Annotated in this window: 18 protein-coding genes; 3 read left to right on the top strand and 15 right to left on the bottom strand. The window is 71.8% G+C overall.

Features of this window, described 5'->3' with window-relative positions:
* Positions 1 to 98 precede the first annotated feature (98 nt).
* The 11 genes from E1262_RS26450 to E1262_RS26500 form a co-directional block, all read right to left on the bottom strand.
* On the bottom strand, positions 99 to 1,154 hold the full coding sequence (locus tag E1262_RS26450; RefSeq protein WP_132107301.1) for a hypothetical protein: 1,056 nt from the start codon (positions 1,152 to 1,154) through the stop codon (positions 99 to 101).
* Positions 1,151 to 1,639 (bottom strand): SigE family RNA polymerase sigma factor, encoded by a 489-nt coding sequence (locus tag E1262_RS26455; protein ID WP_238993063.1) that lies wholly within the window; start codon positions 1,637 to 1,639, stop codon positions 1,151 to 1,153. Before E1262_RS26455 ends, E1262_RS26450 begins: the two co-directional genes overlap by 4 nt.
* A gap of 126 nt (positions 1,640 to 1,765) precedes the next feature.
* Positions 1,766 to 2,128 (bottom strand): FKBP-type peptidyl-prolyl cis-trans isomerase, encoded by a 363-nt coding sequence (locus E1262_RS26460; RefSeq protein WP_132107355.1) that lies wholly within the window; start codon positions 2,126 to 2,128, stop codon positions 1,766 to 1,768.
* Complete coding sequence (locus E1262_RS26465) at positions 2,125 to 3,192, bottom strand: FKBP-type peptidyl-prolyl cis-trans isomerase (RefSeq protein ID WP_132107305.1); 1,068 nt, start codon at positions 3,190 to 3,192, stop codon at positions 2,125 to 2,127. Before E1262_RS26465 ends, E1262_RS26460 begins: the two co-directional genes overlap by 4 nt.
* 112 nt (positions 3,193 to 3,304) lie before the next feature.
* Complete coding sequence (gene pafA / locus E1262_RS26470) at positions 3,305 to 4,666, bottom strand: Pup--protein ligase (RefSeq protein WP_119658349.1); 1,362 nt, start codon at positions 4,664 to 4,666, stop codon at positions 3,305 to 3,307.
* A gap of 9 nt (positions 4,667 to 4,675) precedes the next feature.
* Positions 4,676 to 5,410 (bottom strand): proteasome subunit alpha, encoded by a 735-nt coding sequence (gene prcA / locus E1262_RS26475; RefSeq protein WP_238993066.1) that lies wholly within the window; start codon positions 5,408 to 5,410, stop codon positions 4,676 to 4,678.
* A gap of 51 nt (positions 5,411 to 5,461) precedes the next feature.
* A complete protein-coding gene (prcB, locus tag E1262_RS26480; protein WP_132107309.1) occupies positions 5,462 to 6,304 on the bottom strand; it encodes a proteasome subunit beta in 843 nt (280 codons plus the stop codon).
* On the bottom strand, positions 6,305 to 6,514 hold the full coding sequence (locus E1262_RS26485) for a ubiquitin-like protein Pup (RefSeq protein ID WP_132107311.1): 210 nt from the start codon (positions 6,512 to 6,514) through the stop codon (positions 6,305 to 6,307). It lies immediately after the preceding gene.
* Between the two features lie 279 nt (positions 6,515 to 6,793).
* On the bottom strand, positions 6,794 to 8,305 hold the full coding sequence (dop, locus tag E1262_RS26490; RefSeq protein ID WP_203454487.1) for a depupylase/deamidase Dop: 1,512 nt from the start codon (positions 8,303 to 8,305) through the stop codon (positions 6,794 to 6,796).
* Between the two features lie 48 nt (positions 8,306 to 8,353).
* Positions 8,354 to 8,911 carry a GNAT family N-acetyltransferase gene (locus E1262_RS26495; RefSeq protein WP_203454488.1) on the bottom strand — a complete coding sequence of 186 codons (558 nt, stop codon included), beginning with the start codon at positions 8,909 to 8,911 and terminating at the stop codon, positions 8,354 to 8,356.
* Between the two features lie 3 nt (positions 8,912 to 8,914).
* Positions 8,915 to 9,940, bottom strand: a complete 1,026-nt coding sequence (locus E1262_RS26500; protein ID WP_132107313.1) for a Gfo/Idh/MocA family protein — start codon at positions 9,938 to 9,940, stop codon at positions 8,915 to 8,917.
* A gap of 174 nt (positions 9,941 to 10,114) precedes the next feature.
* Here E1262_RS26500 and E1262_RS26505 point away from each other — a divergent pair, with 174 nt between their 5' ends.
* From E1262_RS26505 to E1262_RS26515, 3 genes are read left to right on the top strand one after another with little or no spacing between them, the layout of a single operon-like run.
* Complete coding sequence (locus E1262_RS26505) at positions 10,115 to 10,741, top strand: hypothetical protein (RefSeq protein ID WP_132107315.1); 627 nt, start codon at positions 10,115 to 10,117, stop codon at positions 10,739 to 10,741.
* Complete coding sequence (locus tag E1262_RS26510; protein WP_132107317.1) at positions 10,741 to 11,445, top strand: DUF4352 domain-containing protein; 705 nt, start codon at positions 10,741 to 10,743, stop codon at positions 11,443 to 11,445. Before E1262_RS26505 ends, E1262_RS26510 begins: the two co-directional genes overlap by 1 nt.
* A 41-nt stretch (positions 11,446 to 11,486) precedes the next feature.
* Positions 11,487 to 11,951 (top strand): hypothetical protein, encoded by a 465-nt coding sequence (locus E1262_RS26515; RefSeq protein ID WP_162606091.1) that lies wholly within the window; start codon positions 11,487 to 11,489, stop codon positions 11,949 to 11,951.
* On the opposite strand, the gene E1262_RS30595 is transcribed toward E1262_RS26515, so the two are convergent.
* From E1262_RS30595 to E1262_RS26535, 4 genes are all read right to left on the bottom strand, one after another.
* Positions 11,902 to 13,086, bottom strand: a complete 1,185-nt coding sequence (locus tag E1262_RS30595; protein ID WP_162606092.1) for a hypothetical protein — start codon at positions 13,084 to 13,086, stop codon at positions 11,902 to 11,904. The two genes, E1262_RS26515 and E1262_RS30595, sit on opposite strands and share 50 nt — an antisense overlap.
* Positions 13,087 to 13,181: 95 nt before the next feature.
* A complete protein-coding gene (arc, locus tag E1262_RS26525; protein ID WP_132107321.1) occupies positions 13,182 to 14,867 on the bottom strand; it encodes a proteasome ATPase in 1,686 nt (561 codons plus the stop codon).
* 124 nt (positions 14,868 to 14,991) lie between these two features.
* Positions 14,992 to 15,891, bottom strand: a complete 900-nt coding sequence (locus tag E1262_RS26530; protein WP_132107323.1) for a tRNA (adenine-N1)-methyltransferase — start codon at positions 15,889 to 15,891, stop codon at positions 14,992 to 14,994.
* Positions 15,892 to 15,951: 60 nt separating this feature from the next.
* Complete coding sequence (locus E1262_RS26535; RefSeq protein WP_132107325.1) at positions 15,952 to 17,061, bottom strand: site-2 protease family protein; 1,110 nt, start codon at positions 17,059 to 17,061, stop codon at positions 15,952 to 15,954.
* Between the last annotated feature and the right edge of the window lie 40 nt (positions 17,062 to 17,101).

The following is a 17,101-nucleotide window of genomic DNA, read 5'->3' on the forward strand; positions in this document are numbered from 1 at the left end:
CGCCCCACCCAGCCCGTTGATCATGGAGAAATCGGGGTTCCGCCTGCGCGGGAACCCCGATTTCTCCGTGATCAACTCATCCGGGCGGGCGAGGCGTGTCACGGGGTCGCCGGCGTCTCCTCCGGCCCGGACGGGGTCTCTCCCGGCACGGCGGCGACGGCAGCGGCCACCCGCGGGTCGTCGGCGGGCACCGGGCCGACAGTGACGGCCACGTCCAGCGGATCCAGCCCTTCGGCGACGGTGAGCGACGCGATCGCACCGGGCGCCGGGGACCACACCACGCGGTCCGTGCCCCGCAGCACGGCCGGCCGCCCGTCGACGTCGACGATCCGATCGCCGACCAGCCCCCAGCCGTAGATGCCGCCCGACCCCGTCTGGACGCTGAGCGACCCCTGTGGGCCCGCGACCTCCCAGGAGTACCAGGTCGAACGCGCGGGCCCGGACTCGCCCACGTACTCCAGTCCCATCTCCGCCGGCCAGCCGCCCAGGTCGACGGCGCCGTCAGTCAGGGTGGCCGCGGCCGCCAGAGCCTCCAGCTCCGCGGGGGTGAATCCGTCCGCGTCGATCCGCAGCTGCTGGCCGTCCGGCAGCAGCCATGCGACGTCACGCCGACCCGCCTCGTGGTCCTCCGGCCCGGGCACCAGCGTGCCGGGCGCGGTCCCGGCCGGCACCACGTCGGCCGGCGCCGGCCCGAACACGACGGCCAGCCGTTCGATGACGCCGTCGTCGTCCACACCGGCCAGGCTCAGCTCGCCGCTGCACGCACCCGTCTCCATCCGCGGCCAGGCTTCGTCGACGTCCATTCGCCCGTCGTCCGGCCACAGCAGCCTGAGCTCGTCAGGCAACTCCGCCGGGGTGATCTGGTAGCCGTAGCCGGGCAGGTCCTCGCAGCCCTCGTCGACCCCGGTCGGCAGCTCAGCCGGCACTGGCGCGGCGGGCTGGGGCGTCGTCGTCTCCGGGCCGCCGAGCAGCGGCACCACGCCAGAGACCACGGCCGCCGCCGTCAGGACCGAGGCCGCTCCCACCTGGACACGGTGCCTGCGCAGCCGTCGGCGGCCGCCGTCGCGGGCGCGGCGCACCACATCCGGCGCGGGGTCCACGGAAACCGACGCAGCCGTCAGGGCAGCGCGTAGAGCGTTCTCGTCGCGGGTCATGAGCGTGCCTCCGGGGTGAGGTGGGTGTCATCGACGGCGGGCAGCACCGTGCGCAGCCTGGCCAGTGCGCGCGCCGTCTGGCTCTTCACGGTGCCGACGGAGCAGCCCAGCGCCGCCGCGGTGTCAGCCTCGGAGAGATCGGCGAAGAACCGCAGCACCACGACTGCACGCTGGCGCGCCGGTAGGTTCCGCAGCGCGGCGACCACGACGGCGCGTTCGGTGTACGCCGCGGCGGCGTCGGGCCGGTGGTCCGGCCGGTCGTGCTCGATGCCGTACGCCGACTCCGCGGGCCGCCGCGACCGCATCCGCCACCGGTTCATCGCTTGCCGGGTGAGCGCCCGGTGGGCGTAGGCCGCCGGGTCGACTACCCGCGGCCAGGCCACGTACAGCCGCTCGTAGACGTCCTGCACGAGGTCCTCGGCCAGGCCGCGGTCCCCCGTCAGCAGGTACGCCGAGCGGAGCAGCCGGGCGGACCACCCGGCCACGAACTCATCGAATCCGTCGTTGCGCACACCCTTCCAGACACCGCCGCCGCCGGAAAGGTTGCCCCCGGAACGCGCGAACTCCCGTCACCCGGGCGAGGTGACGGGAGTTTCAACGGCGCTCGGCCGCTACTTGACGGCGAGCAGGTCGATCACGAAGATCAGCGTCTTGCCGGACAGCCGGTGACCGCCGCCGGCCGGGCCATAGGCCTGGTCGGGCGGGACGACCAGCTGACGACGCCCGCCCACGCGCATGCCGGGGATGCCGTCCTGCCAGCCCTTGATCAGGCCGCGCAGCGGGAACTCGATCGGCGCACCGCGGTTCCAGGATGCGTCGAACTCCTCGCCGGTCTCGAACTCCACGCCCACGTAGTGGACGAGGACGGTCGCGCCCGGCGTGGCCTCGTCGCCGTCGCCGACGGTGAGGTCGGTGATCTGCAGGTCCGCCGGCGCCTCGCCGCCGACGAAGTCGATCTCGGGCCGTTCCATCAGTAGCTCCCGATGACGTCGATGACGAGCACCAGCGGTGTGCCCGCCTCGCCGGTCTCCGGGTTGGCGTTGTCGGTGGCCGAGATGCGGCTGACGACGCGGCTGCCGACGGTGGCGCCGGTGAGCGCCTCGGCCAGGCCGGGGATGCCGGCCAGCTGCTCGGCGGCCAGGGTGAGCGGCGCCTGGCCCTCGTCCCACGTCGTGATGACGTCGGCGCCGTCGGGATAGGACGCTTGCACCATGTTGACCACGAGGTTTGCGCCCAGCTCCTCGCCGTCGCCGTTGACGACCAGCGTGGAGTCGGAGGTCTCCGGCGGCGTCGCGCCTTCGAAGCTCAGGGTCGGAGCGGCGCCGTCTTCGCCGTCGGTGACGGTGGGCAGGCCCTCGGGGACGTCGGTGACGGGCTCACCGGACGCGTGCGCGGTGGGGTCGATCGAGTCGACGATCTCGACCACGAACACCAGCGTGTCGTTCTGCAGGTCGTGGCCGTCCTGGTCGCCGTAGCCCTGGTCGGGCGGGATCGACAGCAGGACGCGGGAGCCGACCATCTGGCCCGTCAGACCGTCCTTCCAGCCCGGGATGACCTGGTTCAGCGAGAAGCTGGCAGCGCTGCCGCGGTCGTAGGAGTTGTCGAAGACATACGGCTCGGCCTCGCCGGAGCCGGAGTCGGCCGACGGGTCGGCGCTGGCCTCGCCCTCGGGCGTGGTGGCGCCGCCGACATCGCCCTCGGCCGGGGTCTCCGCGGGCGTCTCGGCGGGCGTCTCGGCGGGGGTCTCCGCGGCCGGCGGCCGCGGCTCCCAGGTCTGGCCCAGGTAGTTCGCGACGACGACGTCGTTCTCGCCGACCTCGCGGCCGTCGCCCTCGTCGAGGACCTCGATCTGCAGGTCCTCCGGCGGGTCTTCGTCGGGGATGGTGAGGGTCGGCTTCTCGCCCGGCGCGCCGGAGACCTCGACGCCCAGGTCCGTGGTGGCGGTCGAGTCGCCGTCGCCGCCGTCGTCGCTCCCACACGCCGAGAGTGCGAGGGCGGATGACACGATCAGAGCGGCCAGAGCCTGTCGTCTGCGCACGGTGAACTAGTCCTTCATCTATTCGCGGGCTGTGTTGAGTTCCGGTCGAAACGGCAACCCTATGCGCTGCACCTGAGAAGTACCTGAACGGGCTGCGGCAGGCAGCTTACGCTCACATGCCCTCGATGAGGCGGGCGACCCTCTCGTCGACGGACCGGAACGGGTCCTTGCACAACACCGTACGTTGCGCCTGGTCGTTGAGCTTCAGGTGTACCCAGTCGACGGTGAAGTCGCGGCGGCGCTCCTGGGCCCGCTTGATGAACTCGCCGCGCAGCTTCGCCCGGGTGGTCTGCGGCGGCACCGACTTGGCTTCGAAGATCTCGACGTCGCGAGCCACTCGCTGCACCTGGCCGCGCTTCTCGAGCAGGTAGTACAGGCCGCGGCCGCGGTGGATGTCGTGGTAGGCGAGGTCGAGCTGCGCGACCCGCGGGTGGGTCAGCGTCATGTTGTGCTTGGCGCGGTAGCGCTCGATGAGGCGGTACTTCGTCACCCAGTCGATCTCGTTCTCGACCAGCGAGAGGTCAGCGGAGTCGATGGCCTTGATGGTCCGCTCCCACAGCTCCAGCACCCGCTGGATGGCCGGCGTGGCCAGCTCGCGCCGCTCGACGAAGTCGCGGGCCTTGGTGAAGTACTCCTCCTGGATCTCCAGCGCCGACGCCTCGCGGCCGCCCGCCAGCCGGACCTTGCGCCGGCCGGTGAGGTCGTGGCTGATCTCGCGGATGGCCCGGATGGGGTTCTCCAGGGTCATGTCGCGCAGCCCGACGCCGGCCTCGATCATGCGCAGCACGAGGTCAGTGGCGCCGACCTTGAGGAGGGTGGTGCACTCGTTCATGTTGGAGTCGCCGACGATGACGTGCAGCCGGCGGTAGCGCTCGGCGTCGGCGTGCGGCTCGTCGCGGGTGTTGATGATGGGCCGGCTGCGGGTGGTGGCGCTGGAGACGCCCTCCCAGATGTGCTCGGCCCGCTGGCTGACGGCGAACACCGCGCCCCGCGGCGTCTGCAGCACCTTGCCGGCGCCGCAGATGATCTGCCGGGTGACCAGGAACGGGATCAGGATGTCGGCCAGCCGGGAGAACTCGCCGTGCCGGCCGACCAGGTAGTTCTCGTGGCAGCCGTAGGAATTGCCGGCGGAGTCGGTGTTGTTCTTGAACAGGTAGACGTCGCCGGCGATGCCCTCTTCGGCCAGCCGCTTCTCCGCGTCGACCAGCAGGCCCTCGAGGACCCGCTCACCGGCCTTGTCGTGGGTGACGAGGTCGGTGATGCTGTCGCACTCGGGCGTCGCGTACTCCGGGTGGCTGCCGACATCGAGGTAGAGCCGCGCGCCGTTGGACAGGAAGACGTTGCTGCTGCGGCCCCACGTAACGACCCGGCGGAACAGGTAACGGGCGACCTCGTCGGGTGACAGTCGCCGCTGCCCGCGGAACGTGCACGTGACGCCGTACTCGTTCTCGAGACCGAAGATGCGGCGATCCATGGTTCGAGCCTAGTCGCCCGAGCCCTCGGAATCGGGCTGCGGTGAGGTCTCGGAACCGCCACGGGCGAGCAACGAGTCAAGGACCGGCCCGGTGAGGCGGCGGAACCGGCGCCGGGGCCGCTCGCGGTCGAGGACGGCGACCTCGAGCGACGACGTCGCCAGCTGCCGCGGCTCGTCGGTGTCGCGGCCCAGTGCGTCGACGGCCAGCCGCAGCGAGCCCTCCAACGACGCGCCCTTCGTGAAGTGCTCGCTGACGTACTGGCCGACCTGCTCGGCGGCCCCGCCCATGACGGAGAAACCGCTGTCGGCCCAGACCGAGCCGTCGTAGGTGATGCGGTAGATCTGGTCGGCGTCAGTGGTCTGGCCGACCTCGGCCACCACGAGCTCGACCTCGTACGGCTTGGGGTCCTGAGTGAAGATGGTGCCCAGCGTCTGCGCGTACACGTTGGCCAGCGCCCGGCCCGACACGTCGACGCGGTCGTATGAGTATCCGCGCAGGTCGGCCAACCGCACCCCGGCCTGGCGGAGGATCTCGAACTCGTTGTACTTGCCGACCGCGGCGAACGCGATGCGGTCGTAGATCTCGCTGATCTTGTGCAGCGACGGCGACGGGCTCTCGGCGGCGAACAGGATGCCGCCCGCGTACTGGATCACGATGACCGACCGGCCGCGGGCGATGCCCTTGCGGGCGTAGTCGGCCCGGTCCTTCATGATCTGCTCGGGCGAGACGTATCCGAACTGCATCGACACCGATGGGTCCTCTCGTACGGCGGGGAGCTGGGGGTGGGGACGGGGTCAGCGCAGCGGCGCGACCGGACCGTCGGGCCGGACGTCGCGGCCGGCGACGACCTCTTCGACGATCTGCGCGACGGCCTGCTCGTCCCGCTGCCGGTAGCCGGCGTCGTCGACCACCGCCACGATGGGGAAGATGCGCCGCTGCAGATCGGGCCCGCCGGTCGCGGAGTCGTCGTCGGCGGCGTCGTACAGCGCCTGGACGGTGACAGCGATGGCGTCGTCGGCCGTGAGATCGTCGCGATAGAGCTTCTTCAGCGCTCCGCGGGCGAACACCGAGCCGGAGCCGACCGAGAAGAACTGGTGCTCCTCGTACCGGCCGCCGGTGACGTCGTAGGAGAAGATGCGGCCGCTGCCGGTGCCGAGGTCGTAGCCGGCGAACAGCGGCACGACCGCCAGGCCCTGCATGGCCATGCCCAGGTTGCCGCGAATCATATGCGACAGCCGGTTGGCCTTGCCCTCGAGCGACAGCACCGTGCCCTCGATCTTCTCGTAGTGTTCCAGCTCGAGCTGGAACAGCCGGATGAGCTCCAGGCCCAGCCCGGCCGCGCCCGCCATACCGACCGCGGAGTACTCGTCGGCTTGGAACACCTTCTGGATGTCGCGCTGGGCGATCATGTTGCCCATGGTGGCCCGCCGGTCGCCGGCCATGACCACCCCGCCCACGAACGTGGTGGCCACCAGCGTGGTGGCGTGCGGGGTCAGGCCCCCCAGATCGGCGCCCGCCGGGACCCGGTTTCCCGGCAGCAACTCGGGCGAGTGCTGCCGCAGGAACTCGGTGAACGACGACGTCCCCGCAGTCAGGAACTCCGCCGGCAGGCTGCCGATACGCGAGACATCAACCACTTACTCTCCGCCCTTCTGCACGAACGACCGGACGAAGTCCTCGGCGTTCTCCTCCAGCACCTCGTCGATCTCGTCGAGGATGGAGTCGACGTCGTCGTCGATCTTGTCCTGCCGCTCCTTGAGCTCCTCGCTCGCCTCGGTCGCCTCGGTGTTCTCGACGTCCTCGTTCTTCCGGGTCTGCTTGTGACCACCGGTCGTCTCACGCGCCATCGCCAACCTCCACCTGGTCGCCTTGAGAACGACCCTATCCAGGAGTGGTGACATCGTGCCGCCCCGGGACACCGGATCGGGCCAGAGATTTCCGACTTACGCCGACAGCGAAGCCGCCGCCGCGATCACGTTCACCACGAAATCTCGTGTCGCACTACGCCTGCAACCGTGTTGACGCTCGAGAAATCCTCGTGGTCGCCCCGCCCAACGACACCGAACTCACACCGTCGCGTTGATCATCGAACGACGCACCCCCAGCGATCTGCCGCGCTCCCCGGCTCAGCGCGATGTCAGGGCGCTGACCAGATCGAGGGCGGTGTCGCACTGGTCGAGCAGGTCGCCGACGTGGGCTTTGGTGCCGCGGTTGGGGTCGAGCGTGGGCACTCGCTGCAGCGCCTCGCGGCCGGGCAGGTCGAAGATCACCGAGTCCCACGACGCCGCCGCGATGGACTCGGCGTACTTGTCGAGGCAGCGGCCGCGGAAGTACGCCCGGGTGTCCTCGGGCGGCAGGTGGACGGCGTCGTCGATCTCCTGGTCGGTGATGAGGCGCTGCATGCGGCCCTTGGCGACGAGCCGGCGGTAGAGGCCGCGCTCCGGCCGGATGTCGGCGTACTGCAGGTCGATGAGGTGCAGCTTCGGGTGCGTCCAGTCCATGCCGTCGCGGTCGCGGTACTGCTGCAGCAGCGACAGTTTCGCCACCCAGTCGAGCTGGTCGGACAGCGACATCGGGTCGGTGGCCAGCGCCTGCAGGGTGCTCTCCCAGCGGGCCAGGACGTCGGCCGTGACGGGGTCGGCGTCGGCCCCGTAGCGGTCCTCGACGTACTTGCGGGCCTGCTCGGCGTACTCGGTCTGCAGCTGGACGGCGGTGAGGCGGCGGCCGTCGGCCAGTTCGACGACGTGCTTGAGCGTCGGGTCGTGGGAGATGTCGTGCAGCGCGCCCACCGGCCGCGACACCGCGAGGTCGCCGCCGAGGAAACCGTCCTCGATCATGGCCAGGACCAGCGCGGTCGTCCCCAGCTTGAGGTACGTCGAGATCTCGGAGAGGTTCGCGTCGCCGAGGATGACGTGCAGGCGGCGGTAGCGCTCCGGGTCGGCGTGCGGCTCGTCGCGGGTGTTGATGATCGGCCGCTTGAGCGTCGTCTCGAGGCCGACCTCGACCTCGAAGTAGTCGGCGCGCTGGGAGATCTGGAAGCCGTGGCCGCTGCCGTCCTGGCCGATGCCGACCCGGCCGGCGCCGCAGATGACCTGCCGCGACACGAAGAACGGGATGAGGTGCCGGACGATGTCGGCGAACGGCGTCGACCGGTTCATCAGGTAGTTCTCGTGGCAGCCGTACGAGGCGCCCTTGTTGTCGGTGTTGTTCTTGTACAGCTGGATGGGCTGCGCGCCGGGCAGCCGGCCGGCCCAGCTGGCCGCCACGCCCATGATCGCCTCGCCGGCCTTGTCCCAGATGACGGCGTCGCGCGGCGAGGTGACCTCGGGCGAGGAGTACTCCGGGTGGGCGTGGTCGACGTAGAGCCGCGCGCCGTTGGTGAGGATGAGGTTGGCCAGCCCGATCTCCTCGTCGGTGAGCTGGCTCGGATCGGCACCACCGCGGGAGAGCTCGAACCCGCGGGCGTCGCGCAGCGGGTTCTCCTCCTCGAAGTCCCACCGCGCCCGCCGCGCGTGCGCGCGCTGCGCCGCGTAGCCGTTGACCACCTGCGACGAGGCCAGCATGGAGTTGGCCGCAGGATTGCTGGGCACCGAGATGCCGTACTCGGTCTCGATCCCCATGATGCGCCGGGCACTCATGTCACGAGCCTACGGCAGCGACCGCCGTCCACCACGCGGCCGACGCCGTCAGGGCAACTCCAGTCGCAGGATCGGCCGCTCCGGCGAGCGCCGCGCGACCTCGGTGAACCCCGCCCGAAGGAACGTCGAGGCGTAGCCGGTACTGGTCGCGCTGGGTGACACGGCGCCGTCGAGCGGGTAGGCCTCGACGGCGGGCGCGCCGGCATCACGCGCCCACGCCACGGCGGCCTCGACGAGCGCCGACGTGACGCCCTGCCGGCGGTGCCGCTTGCGGATGTAGAAGCAGGTGATCGCCCAGACGGGGACGTCGTCGACCGGCCGGATCCGCCACGGCCGATCCGCCGCCGGGACGGCCGCCCGCGGCGTCACCTGGCACCAGCCGACCGGCGTCTCACCCTGCAACGCCAGCAGACCGGGTGGCGGACCGGCCGAGACCACCGCCCGGAAGTCGGCCCGGTTCTCGGCCGCTTCGCGCTTCCGGTAGGCCGGGCCGATGCGCCAGCCCATGCACCAGCAGCGCGCCGCCGGTCCCCCGCTGTCGGCCATCAGCTCCTCGAACGCCGGCCACAGCGCCTCGGTGAGCGGCTCGACCCTTAGCCCGGCCACGGCTCAGCGCAGCGACTCGACCGGTGCGGCCTCGGGATACCGGACGCCCAGCCCGGCCAGCGCCTGGTCCAAGATGTCCGCGATCTCGACGGTGTGCGCGAGCGGCATCTCCGGGCACTCGGTGCGCCCTTCGCGGACGGCCTGGGCGACGGCGCGCAGCATCGGCACGTAGCCGCGGCCTTCCTTCTCCCACTCGAACGTCTTCGTCTCCTCGACGCCGCGAGCCGGTGCCTGCACGAGCCGCATGGCGGTGGCGGCGTGGAACCGCGGCGGCACCTCGATACGTCCGGTCGTGCCCATGACCAGTGCGGATCCCGGGATCGGCGACACCAGCGACACGTCGAGGTGCGCCCGGACACCGTCGGGCCAGGTGAGGAACAGCCCGGCCTCGCTGTCGACGCCCTGCTCGTTCAGCGTGCCGGCGACGGTGAGCGCGGACGGCGCGCCGAGCAGCATCTGCGCGAACGCGACCGGGTAGATGCCGACGTCGAGCAGCACGCCGCCACCGAGCACCGGGTCCCAGAGCCGGTGGGTGCGGTCGGCGGGCGCCACGAAGCCAAGATCGGCCGTCACGGCGCGAACGTCGCCGATGGCGCCGTCGGCGACCAGCTGCCGCAGCTGCACGATCAGCGGGTTGAACCGCGTCCACATGGCCTCCATGCAGAACACGCTGCGCTTGCGGGCCAGCTCGGTCAGCCGGGCGGTCTCGGCCAGCGACGTCGTGAACGCCTTCTCGCACAGCACGGCCTTGCCGGCGTTCAGCGCGTACTCGACCACCGGAGCGTGCTGCGCGTGCGGCGTCGCGACGTAGACGACGTCGACGGCGGGATCCTCGGCCAGGGCGCGAATGTCGTCGTAGGCCCTGTCGACACCGAACTCCGTGGCGAACGCCTCGGCCCGGGCGGGCAGCCGGGAGCTGACCGCGGCCAGCCGGCTGTTCTCCAGGAGTCGCAGGTCGCCGGCGATGTTGCGGGCGATGGCGCCGGTGGCGACGACGCCCCAGCCGATCGTGCGTTCCGACGTGGTCATGTACCCAACAATGATGTGTCGGGCCGTGCATCCGCCAATCCGCAGTTCGCAGCCCGACGATTGCCCGTCCACATCCGACCGACGACTCGTGGGAGCCTCCGGCCCCCAGTCGTCGCCGGTATGCACGGCCCTCCACGGGACCCTACGCGGCCGCGGTCTCGTATGATCCGGGCGATGCCCCCGTCCGTCCGCGCCGCCGCCATGGCCCTCGCCGGCACCTGGCCGCGCCGCGCCGCCTGGTTGGTCCTGGCGGCCGCCGTGCTGGTCACGGCCCTGATCGGCGGGTTCGAGACGGCGTCCGCGCCGGCCCCCGCGAGGGTCGCGCCGGGCGACGCCGTCGACGTCGGGCCGGTCCGGCTGGCCGCGCAGGCGTGGACGATCCGCGACGACATCGCGACCAGCAGCCTGCAGGACGCTGGCGCGGCCGGCTGGCTGGTCATCGAGGCCGAGGTCACCGCGCTCACCGACGCCACGACCACGTTCCCGGACACGGCGCTGCGACTACCGCCGGAGCTGCGGCTGGACGGCGCGCCGGATCGCGTCCTGCTGCTCGCCGGCGGCACGTTCGCGCCGCAACTGCAGCCCGGCCTGCCCGCCCGCGTGGCGCTGCTCTGGCCGGTCGCCGACGGCGTCGATCCGGGCGACGAACTGGCCCTGACCTACCTGCGGTCCCGGCGCTCCGACAGCACCATCGATGCCGGCCAGATGTGGCGGCCCGGCGGCGTCGCGGCGCACACGGCGCTCCCTCGCGACGACTCCGCGGGTGACGCGATCGCCGAGGACCCGGAGGACGAGCTGTGATGGCGCGGCACCGGAGGGCCCAGCGGCCGTCCCGCGCCGGACTGGTCACGATGACCGTCGTGGTGATCGCGGCCGGCGCCGTCGTCTCCCGGGCGGACACCTGGTGGCCGGAAGCCGGGCCGTTCGTCACCGAGGCCGAGGTGGGCGAGCCGGTCCACGTCGAGCCGGTCCGGGTGACGGTGCATGGTGCACGCGCCGCGACGGTGTTGGCCGACGGGCTGAACGACCTCGACAGCGAGGGCGTATGGATCGCCGTGGACGTCACTGCGGCGGCGTTGGACCAGCCGGCCGGGATCTCCGGCATGATGCTGCGGGACCGGCGCGGCCGCGAATACGCGTCGTCCAACCGTGTGACGAACCCGATGATCGGCAGCACCTTCGACCCGCGGGTGCCCGAGCGCGGTGAGGTGGTCTTCGAAGTGCCGTCCGACGCGCTGGGCCGGTTCACGCTGGTGGTCAGCCCGGACGCCCCGGGCCGGACGGTGCCGCGGGCCGAGGCCGAAATGCCGTTGCGGGTGGACGAGGCCGCCGACGAGCCGCTGACGCCTCGTTCGCGCGACCTCGCGGAGGGGCAGGCAGACACCGGCGCGCGACCAGAGGCCGACGGTCCCCGCGAGCCGTCGGTTCATGCCGCCTGTCCGCCCACCAGGAACGACACGGTCTGCCTGCACCGACGATCGGACGCCATGGCGGCGGCCGGATGAGCCGGGCGTGGTGGCGGCGGAACCGGATCGCACTGCCTGCGATGGTCGTCGCGCTGGCCGGACTGGCCTGGCCGACGTCGCAGGTGGCCCGGGACCTGTGGTGGCCGCGCGGCGAGCACGTCGCCCGGTCCCCCGGCGGCGACGGCTGGGCGACAGCCGGCGGGCTCTCGCTGCGGCTGGCCGCGTTCGGCCCGGCTGACGAGCTGCCGGACGACCCACTGCCGGACGGGTACACCGTCTGGCGGGCGGAGATCGCGGCCGACGGCGACCGCGGCGAGCCGCTGGCCTGCACGGCCCAGCTGCAGGATGGCGACGGCCACCGCTACGCGTCCGGGTCGCGCTACCTGCCGTCGTACGACGACAAGTCGATCAGTGTGGAGTGCGGCGGCGGCCCGGAGGCCGGCGGCGTCGTGTACTTCCTGCTGCCCGACGACGCCGAGCCGCAGTCCGTCCGCGTCAGTGCGCTGGAGCTGCTGCCGGAGTACTGGGAGCTGCCGGTGCCGTGACGGGTGCCTCCGCCAGGTCCGCGTCGGGTGCGGCGGGCAGCCGGCTGACCAGCGCGTCGGCCGCGGCCGCCAGCAGTGCCGCGGACAGCACCTGCACGAGCACCGTCGTGACGGCGTCCAGCGGGCCGGCCAGCGCCGTCCAGTCCGCGACCGGCGCCGGGCCGACGACGAGCCGCGCGACGCCCCACACCAGGTGCCCGGTCAGCCCGACCGCGACGTAGGCCAGGCAGAACAGCAGCGCCGACGTCCAGCCGGACCGCCAGATCATCGCCAGCCCGCCGGCCAATGGCCCGAATCGGCGCTCGCTGTCCAGACTCGCGCGCCAGGCCCGGGCGACGTTCTGCTCGCCCACACGGGCGCTGAGCCGGGCCGCGACGCGGAACGGCACCCGTCCGGCCGGCGGTGCGACGGCCTCGGCCGGCTGCGTCCCGTACACAACGGTCCCGAACGCCAGCCACGAGATCGGCACCACCAGGCCGGTGACCACACCGGCGACCAGCAGGTCCGTCGCCGGAGCCAGGCCGGCGGCCAGCCCGTCGAGCAGCTCGAAGCGCTCCGTCAGCTCGCTCCACCAGCCCGCGAGCCGGTCCGCGATCACCCGCCCGGACCACCAATCCCGGCCCTCGCGGATGGCCAGCGCGACGACGAAGGCGCCGAGCACGATCCAGACGACGTCGCAGTAGCCGGCCAGCACCTGCAGCGCCGTCCGCCGCGCCGACGTCCGCGGCCGCCCGCGCGAGAGCCGCCCGGCGAGTGACCGCAGCGCCAGCGCGCCGAGCGCCGTCGCCAGCACCGCCGCCGACGCGCCGGCCGGGACGCGGCTGGCGGACTCGCCGGTGGTGACGGCGAGCGCCGCGGCGTCGTGGGCGGACTCGTAGTAGTACTGGCGCTGGTCCTCGGCGAGCGTGCCGTAGTGCTCGTAGACGACAAGGAACGGGACGATGAGGCTGCCCAGGACCGCGAACACCGTCCGCGCGCGGCGGCCGCGCGGCACCGTCGAGGGCCGCATGACCAGCAGCATCGCGACCGTGACCAGCATCGCGCCGAGCGGCACCAGCGCCAGCACCAGGAGGCCGACCACCGCCGAGTGCCGGCCCGCCCACACGGCGGCGTCCAGCGTGTACTCGCGGGCCACCAGCCCGGCCGCCGCGAGGGCGACCAGCGCCGGCCACGACCGGCGGAGGCGCCGCCCCGCATCGAGCAGGACGGCGCCTCGGCCGGGTGCGATGCTCAGAGGTACTGGCCGGTGTTGGCCACGGTGTCGATGGAGCGGCCGGCCTCGGTGCCCTGCTTGCCCGAGATGAGCGTCCGGATGTAGACGATGCGCTCGCCCTTCTTGCCGGAGATGCGCGCCCAGTCGTCGGGGTTCGTCGTGTTCGGGAGGTCCTCGTTCTCCTTGAACTCGTCGAAGCAGGCGGTCAGCAGGTGCTGCACCCGCAGGCCCTTCGCGCCGGTCTCGAGGAGGTCCTTGATCGCCATCTTCTTCGCGCGGTCGACGATGTTCTGGATCATCGCGCCGGAGTTGAAGTCGCGGAAGTACAGGACTTCCTTGTCGCCGTTGGCGTAGGTGACCTCGAGGAAGCGGTTCTCCTCGGTCTCGGAGTACATCTTCTCGACCGAGCGCTGGATCATGGCCGCCGTGGTGGCGGCGGCGTCGCCGCCGTGCTCGGCGAGGTCGTCGGGGTGCAGCGGCAGGGTGGTCGTGAGGTACTTGCTGAAGATGTCGCGGGCCGCCTCGGCGTCGGGCCGCTCGATCTTGATCTTCACGTCCAGCCGGCCGGGCCGCAGGATCGCGGGGTCGATCATGTCCTCGCGGTTCGAGGCGCCGATGACGATGACGTTCTCGAGACTCTCGACGCCGTCGATCTCGCTCAGCAGCTGCGGGACGATGGTGTTCTCGACGTCGGAGGAGACGCCCGAGCCGCGGGTGCGGAACAGGGAGTCCATCTCGTCGAAGAACACGATGACCGGCGTGCCCTCGCTCGCCTTCTCGCGGGCCCGCTGGAAGACCAGCCGGATGTGCCGCTCGGTCTCGCCGACGTACTTGTTCAGCAGCTCCGGGCCCTTGATGTTGAGGAAGTACGACTTGTGCTCGGACATCCCCTTGAGCTTCGCGATCTGCTTGGCCAGCGAGTTCGCGACGGCCTTCGCGATGAGCGTCTTGCCGCAGCCGGGCGGGCCATAGAGCAGGACGCCCTTCGGCGGGCGCAGCTCGTGCTCGCGGAACAGCTCCGCATGCAGGAACGGCAGCTCGACGGCGTCGCGGATCTGGTCGATCTGCCGGGACAGGCCGCCGATGTCGGAGTAGTCGATGTCGGGGACCTCTTCGAGGATGAGCTCCTCGACCTCCGACTTCGGGATGCGCTCGTAGACGAACCCGGCGCGCGGCTCGAGCAGCAGGGAGTCGCCCACCCGCAGCCCGGAGTCCTGTAGCGGCGAGGCGATGCGCACCACCCGCTCCTCGTCGGTGTGCCCGATGACCAGGGCGCGCTCGCCGTCGGCGAGCAGTTCCTTGAGCATGACGACCTCGCCGACGCGCTCGTACTCGAGGGCGCGCACGACGTTGAGGGCTTCGTTGAGCATGACCTCCTGGCCCGGCCGGAGCTCGTCGAGCTCGACGTCGGGGCTGACCGCCACCCGCAGCTTCCGGCCGCCGGTGAACACGTCGACCGTGCCGTCGTCGTACTTGGACAGGTACGTGCCGAATCCGGACGGAGGCTGCGCCAGCCGGTCGATCTCCTCCTTGAGCGCCACGATCTGGTCGCGAGCTTCGCGGAGGGTGGCCGCCAGCCGCTCGTTCTGGGCGTTCACGGAGGCCAGTCGTGCCTCGAGGAAGGCCACCTCGCCGGCCATGTCGGACGGCTCGCGTCCGGACCCACGCCGGCCGTGATCGAAGCCATCGTCGTACGACGCCATCTCGCACCTCCTCGGAAGGGGGTCGTCTATAGCCAGACCTTACAGTCGCCCGGCCCGAACGCCACGCAGGAGATCAGCTAGTGACCAGATGTTGACTTTCGGTGCCGTCGGACGTGGATACTCCTTACCCCAACTCGCTCGCCGACGCGCCGGTTCCCGAGTCATTGGCGGCCTCGTTGCCCGGCGCGGGCCGGCGGCGGCGCGGCGGCGGGATGACGCCCGGGGCCATCCGGCGGGCCGTCACCAAGAAGCCGGTGTGGCCGATCATCCGGTGGTCGGGGCGTACCGCCAGGCCCTCGACGTGCCAGGTGCGCACCATGGACTCCCACGACACCGGCTCGGTGAACCGGTTGCTCTCGCGGATGGTCTCGACGGTCCGCGACAGCTGCGTCGTCGTGGCGACATAGCAGCACAGCACACCGCCCGGGACCAGCACGTTCGCCGCGGCGTCGACGCACTCCCAGGGCGCCAGCATGTCGAGGACGACGCGGTCGGCCTCGGCGTCGTCCAGCTCGGCGACGAGGTCGCCGACGGTGAGCTTCCAGGCCGGGTGCTGGCCGCCGAAGAACCGCTCGACGTTCTCGGCGGCGATCTTCGCGAAGTCGGCCCGCCGCTCGTACGAGTGCACCATGCCGTGCTCGCCGACCGCCCGCAGCAGCGACATCGTCAGCGCGCCGGACCCCACTCCCGCCTCGACCACGCGGGCGCCCGGGAACACGTCGGCCATGGCGACGATCTGGCCAGCGTCCTTGGGATAGACGACCGCCGCGCCGCGCGGCATGGAGAGCACGTAGTCGGACAACAACGGCCGCAGGGCGAGATACGCCGTCCCACCGGTCGAGACGACGACCGAGCCCTCGGGGTGGCCGATCAGCTGGTCGTGCTTGAACGATCCCTTGTGGGTGTGGAACTCCTTGCCCTCCGCGAGGGTGATGGTGTGGTGGCGCCCCTTGGGATCGGTGAGCTGCACTTGGTCGCCGACCCGGAAGGGCCCGGTGCGGCGAGACGATTCGGTCGCGGACATAGCGGTGAGGCTATCCGCCGGCGCCGACAGACCGTCGGCCGGACGGCGTCAGCCCGCAGCTCAGCGAGTGGCCAATGCGTGGTCGACGTCGGACGTGACGAGAACGCCGTAGACCCGGCCATCGGCGTCGACCACCAGGTACTCCGTGGCCGGCGTCTCGCGCATCGCCTTGAGGAGGTCGTCGCCGCGGACGTCGAGGGGCAGGATCAGGCCGTGCTGCAGCGACCGCGACGACTGGCCGATCGTCACCCACGGCCGGCGCTGCTCAGGGATGGCGGCCACCGCGGCCTCGTTCACCAGGCCGGTGGGGCGGCCGGCACTGTCGACGATCACGAGCGACGTGACGTTGGCCTCGCGGGCCTGCCGCAGCGCCTCGGAGACCGGCAGGTCCGGCGCGACGGGCGCGGCCCGCCTGGCCAGCGTCCGGGTGTCGAGACGCGGCAGCCGGGCTCGCATGCGGCCGACGTCGAGCGCCTGCGTCGCGCCGCTCCACAGGAGCGCGGCCACCAGACCGGCCCAGATGATGCTGAACAGCTCCGGCCGGCCGCCGTTGAGCAGGAACGGGAGCACCAGGACGAGCCCGGCCAGCACCTGGCCGGACCGGGCCGCCACGACGGTGCCGCGGTGCTCGTCGCCGCTGACCCGCCAGACGGCCGCGCGCAGCATGTGCCCGCCGTCCAGCGGCAGGCCGGGCAGCACGTTGAAGACGCCGACGATGAGGTTGGCGACCGCCAGCTCCCACACCAGGAAGGTCAGGACGCGGTCGTCGATGGCCGTGCTGGCCAGCAGGCCGAGCCCGCCGAGCACCAGCGACAGCAGCGGGCCGGCCGCCGACACGACGAGGTCGCGGCCCGGCGTGGGCGCGTCGCGCTCGATCTCGGTGTAGCCCCCGAGGAAGTGCAGCGTGATGCCACGCACCGGCAGGCCGAGCCGCAGCGCCGTCAGCGCGTGACCGAGCTCGTGCACGAACACCGACACGTACAGCAGCACGGCGAACAGGAACGCGACCAGGTAGGCGCCGCCGTCGGAGAGCTCGGGAAGGTAGCTGAGCACGATGTCACGACCGCCGAGCGTGATGACGGCGGCCACAAGGAACCAGGTCGGGCTGACGTAGACGGGGATGCCCGCGATGCGTCCGAGACTCAGCTGCCGTCCACGACCGGTTGCCATGATCCAAGGCTACGTGGCCGGGATGGCGGCGTGTGCCGCC

The organism is Jiangella aurantiaca (genome assembly GCF_004349105.1).
Taxonomy (GTDB): Bacteria; Actinomycetota; Actinomycetes; order Jiangellales; family Jiangellaceae; genus Jiangella; species Jiangella aurantiaca.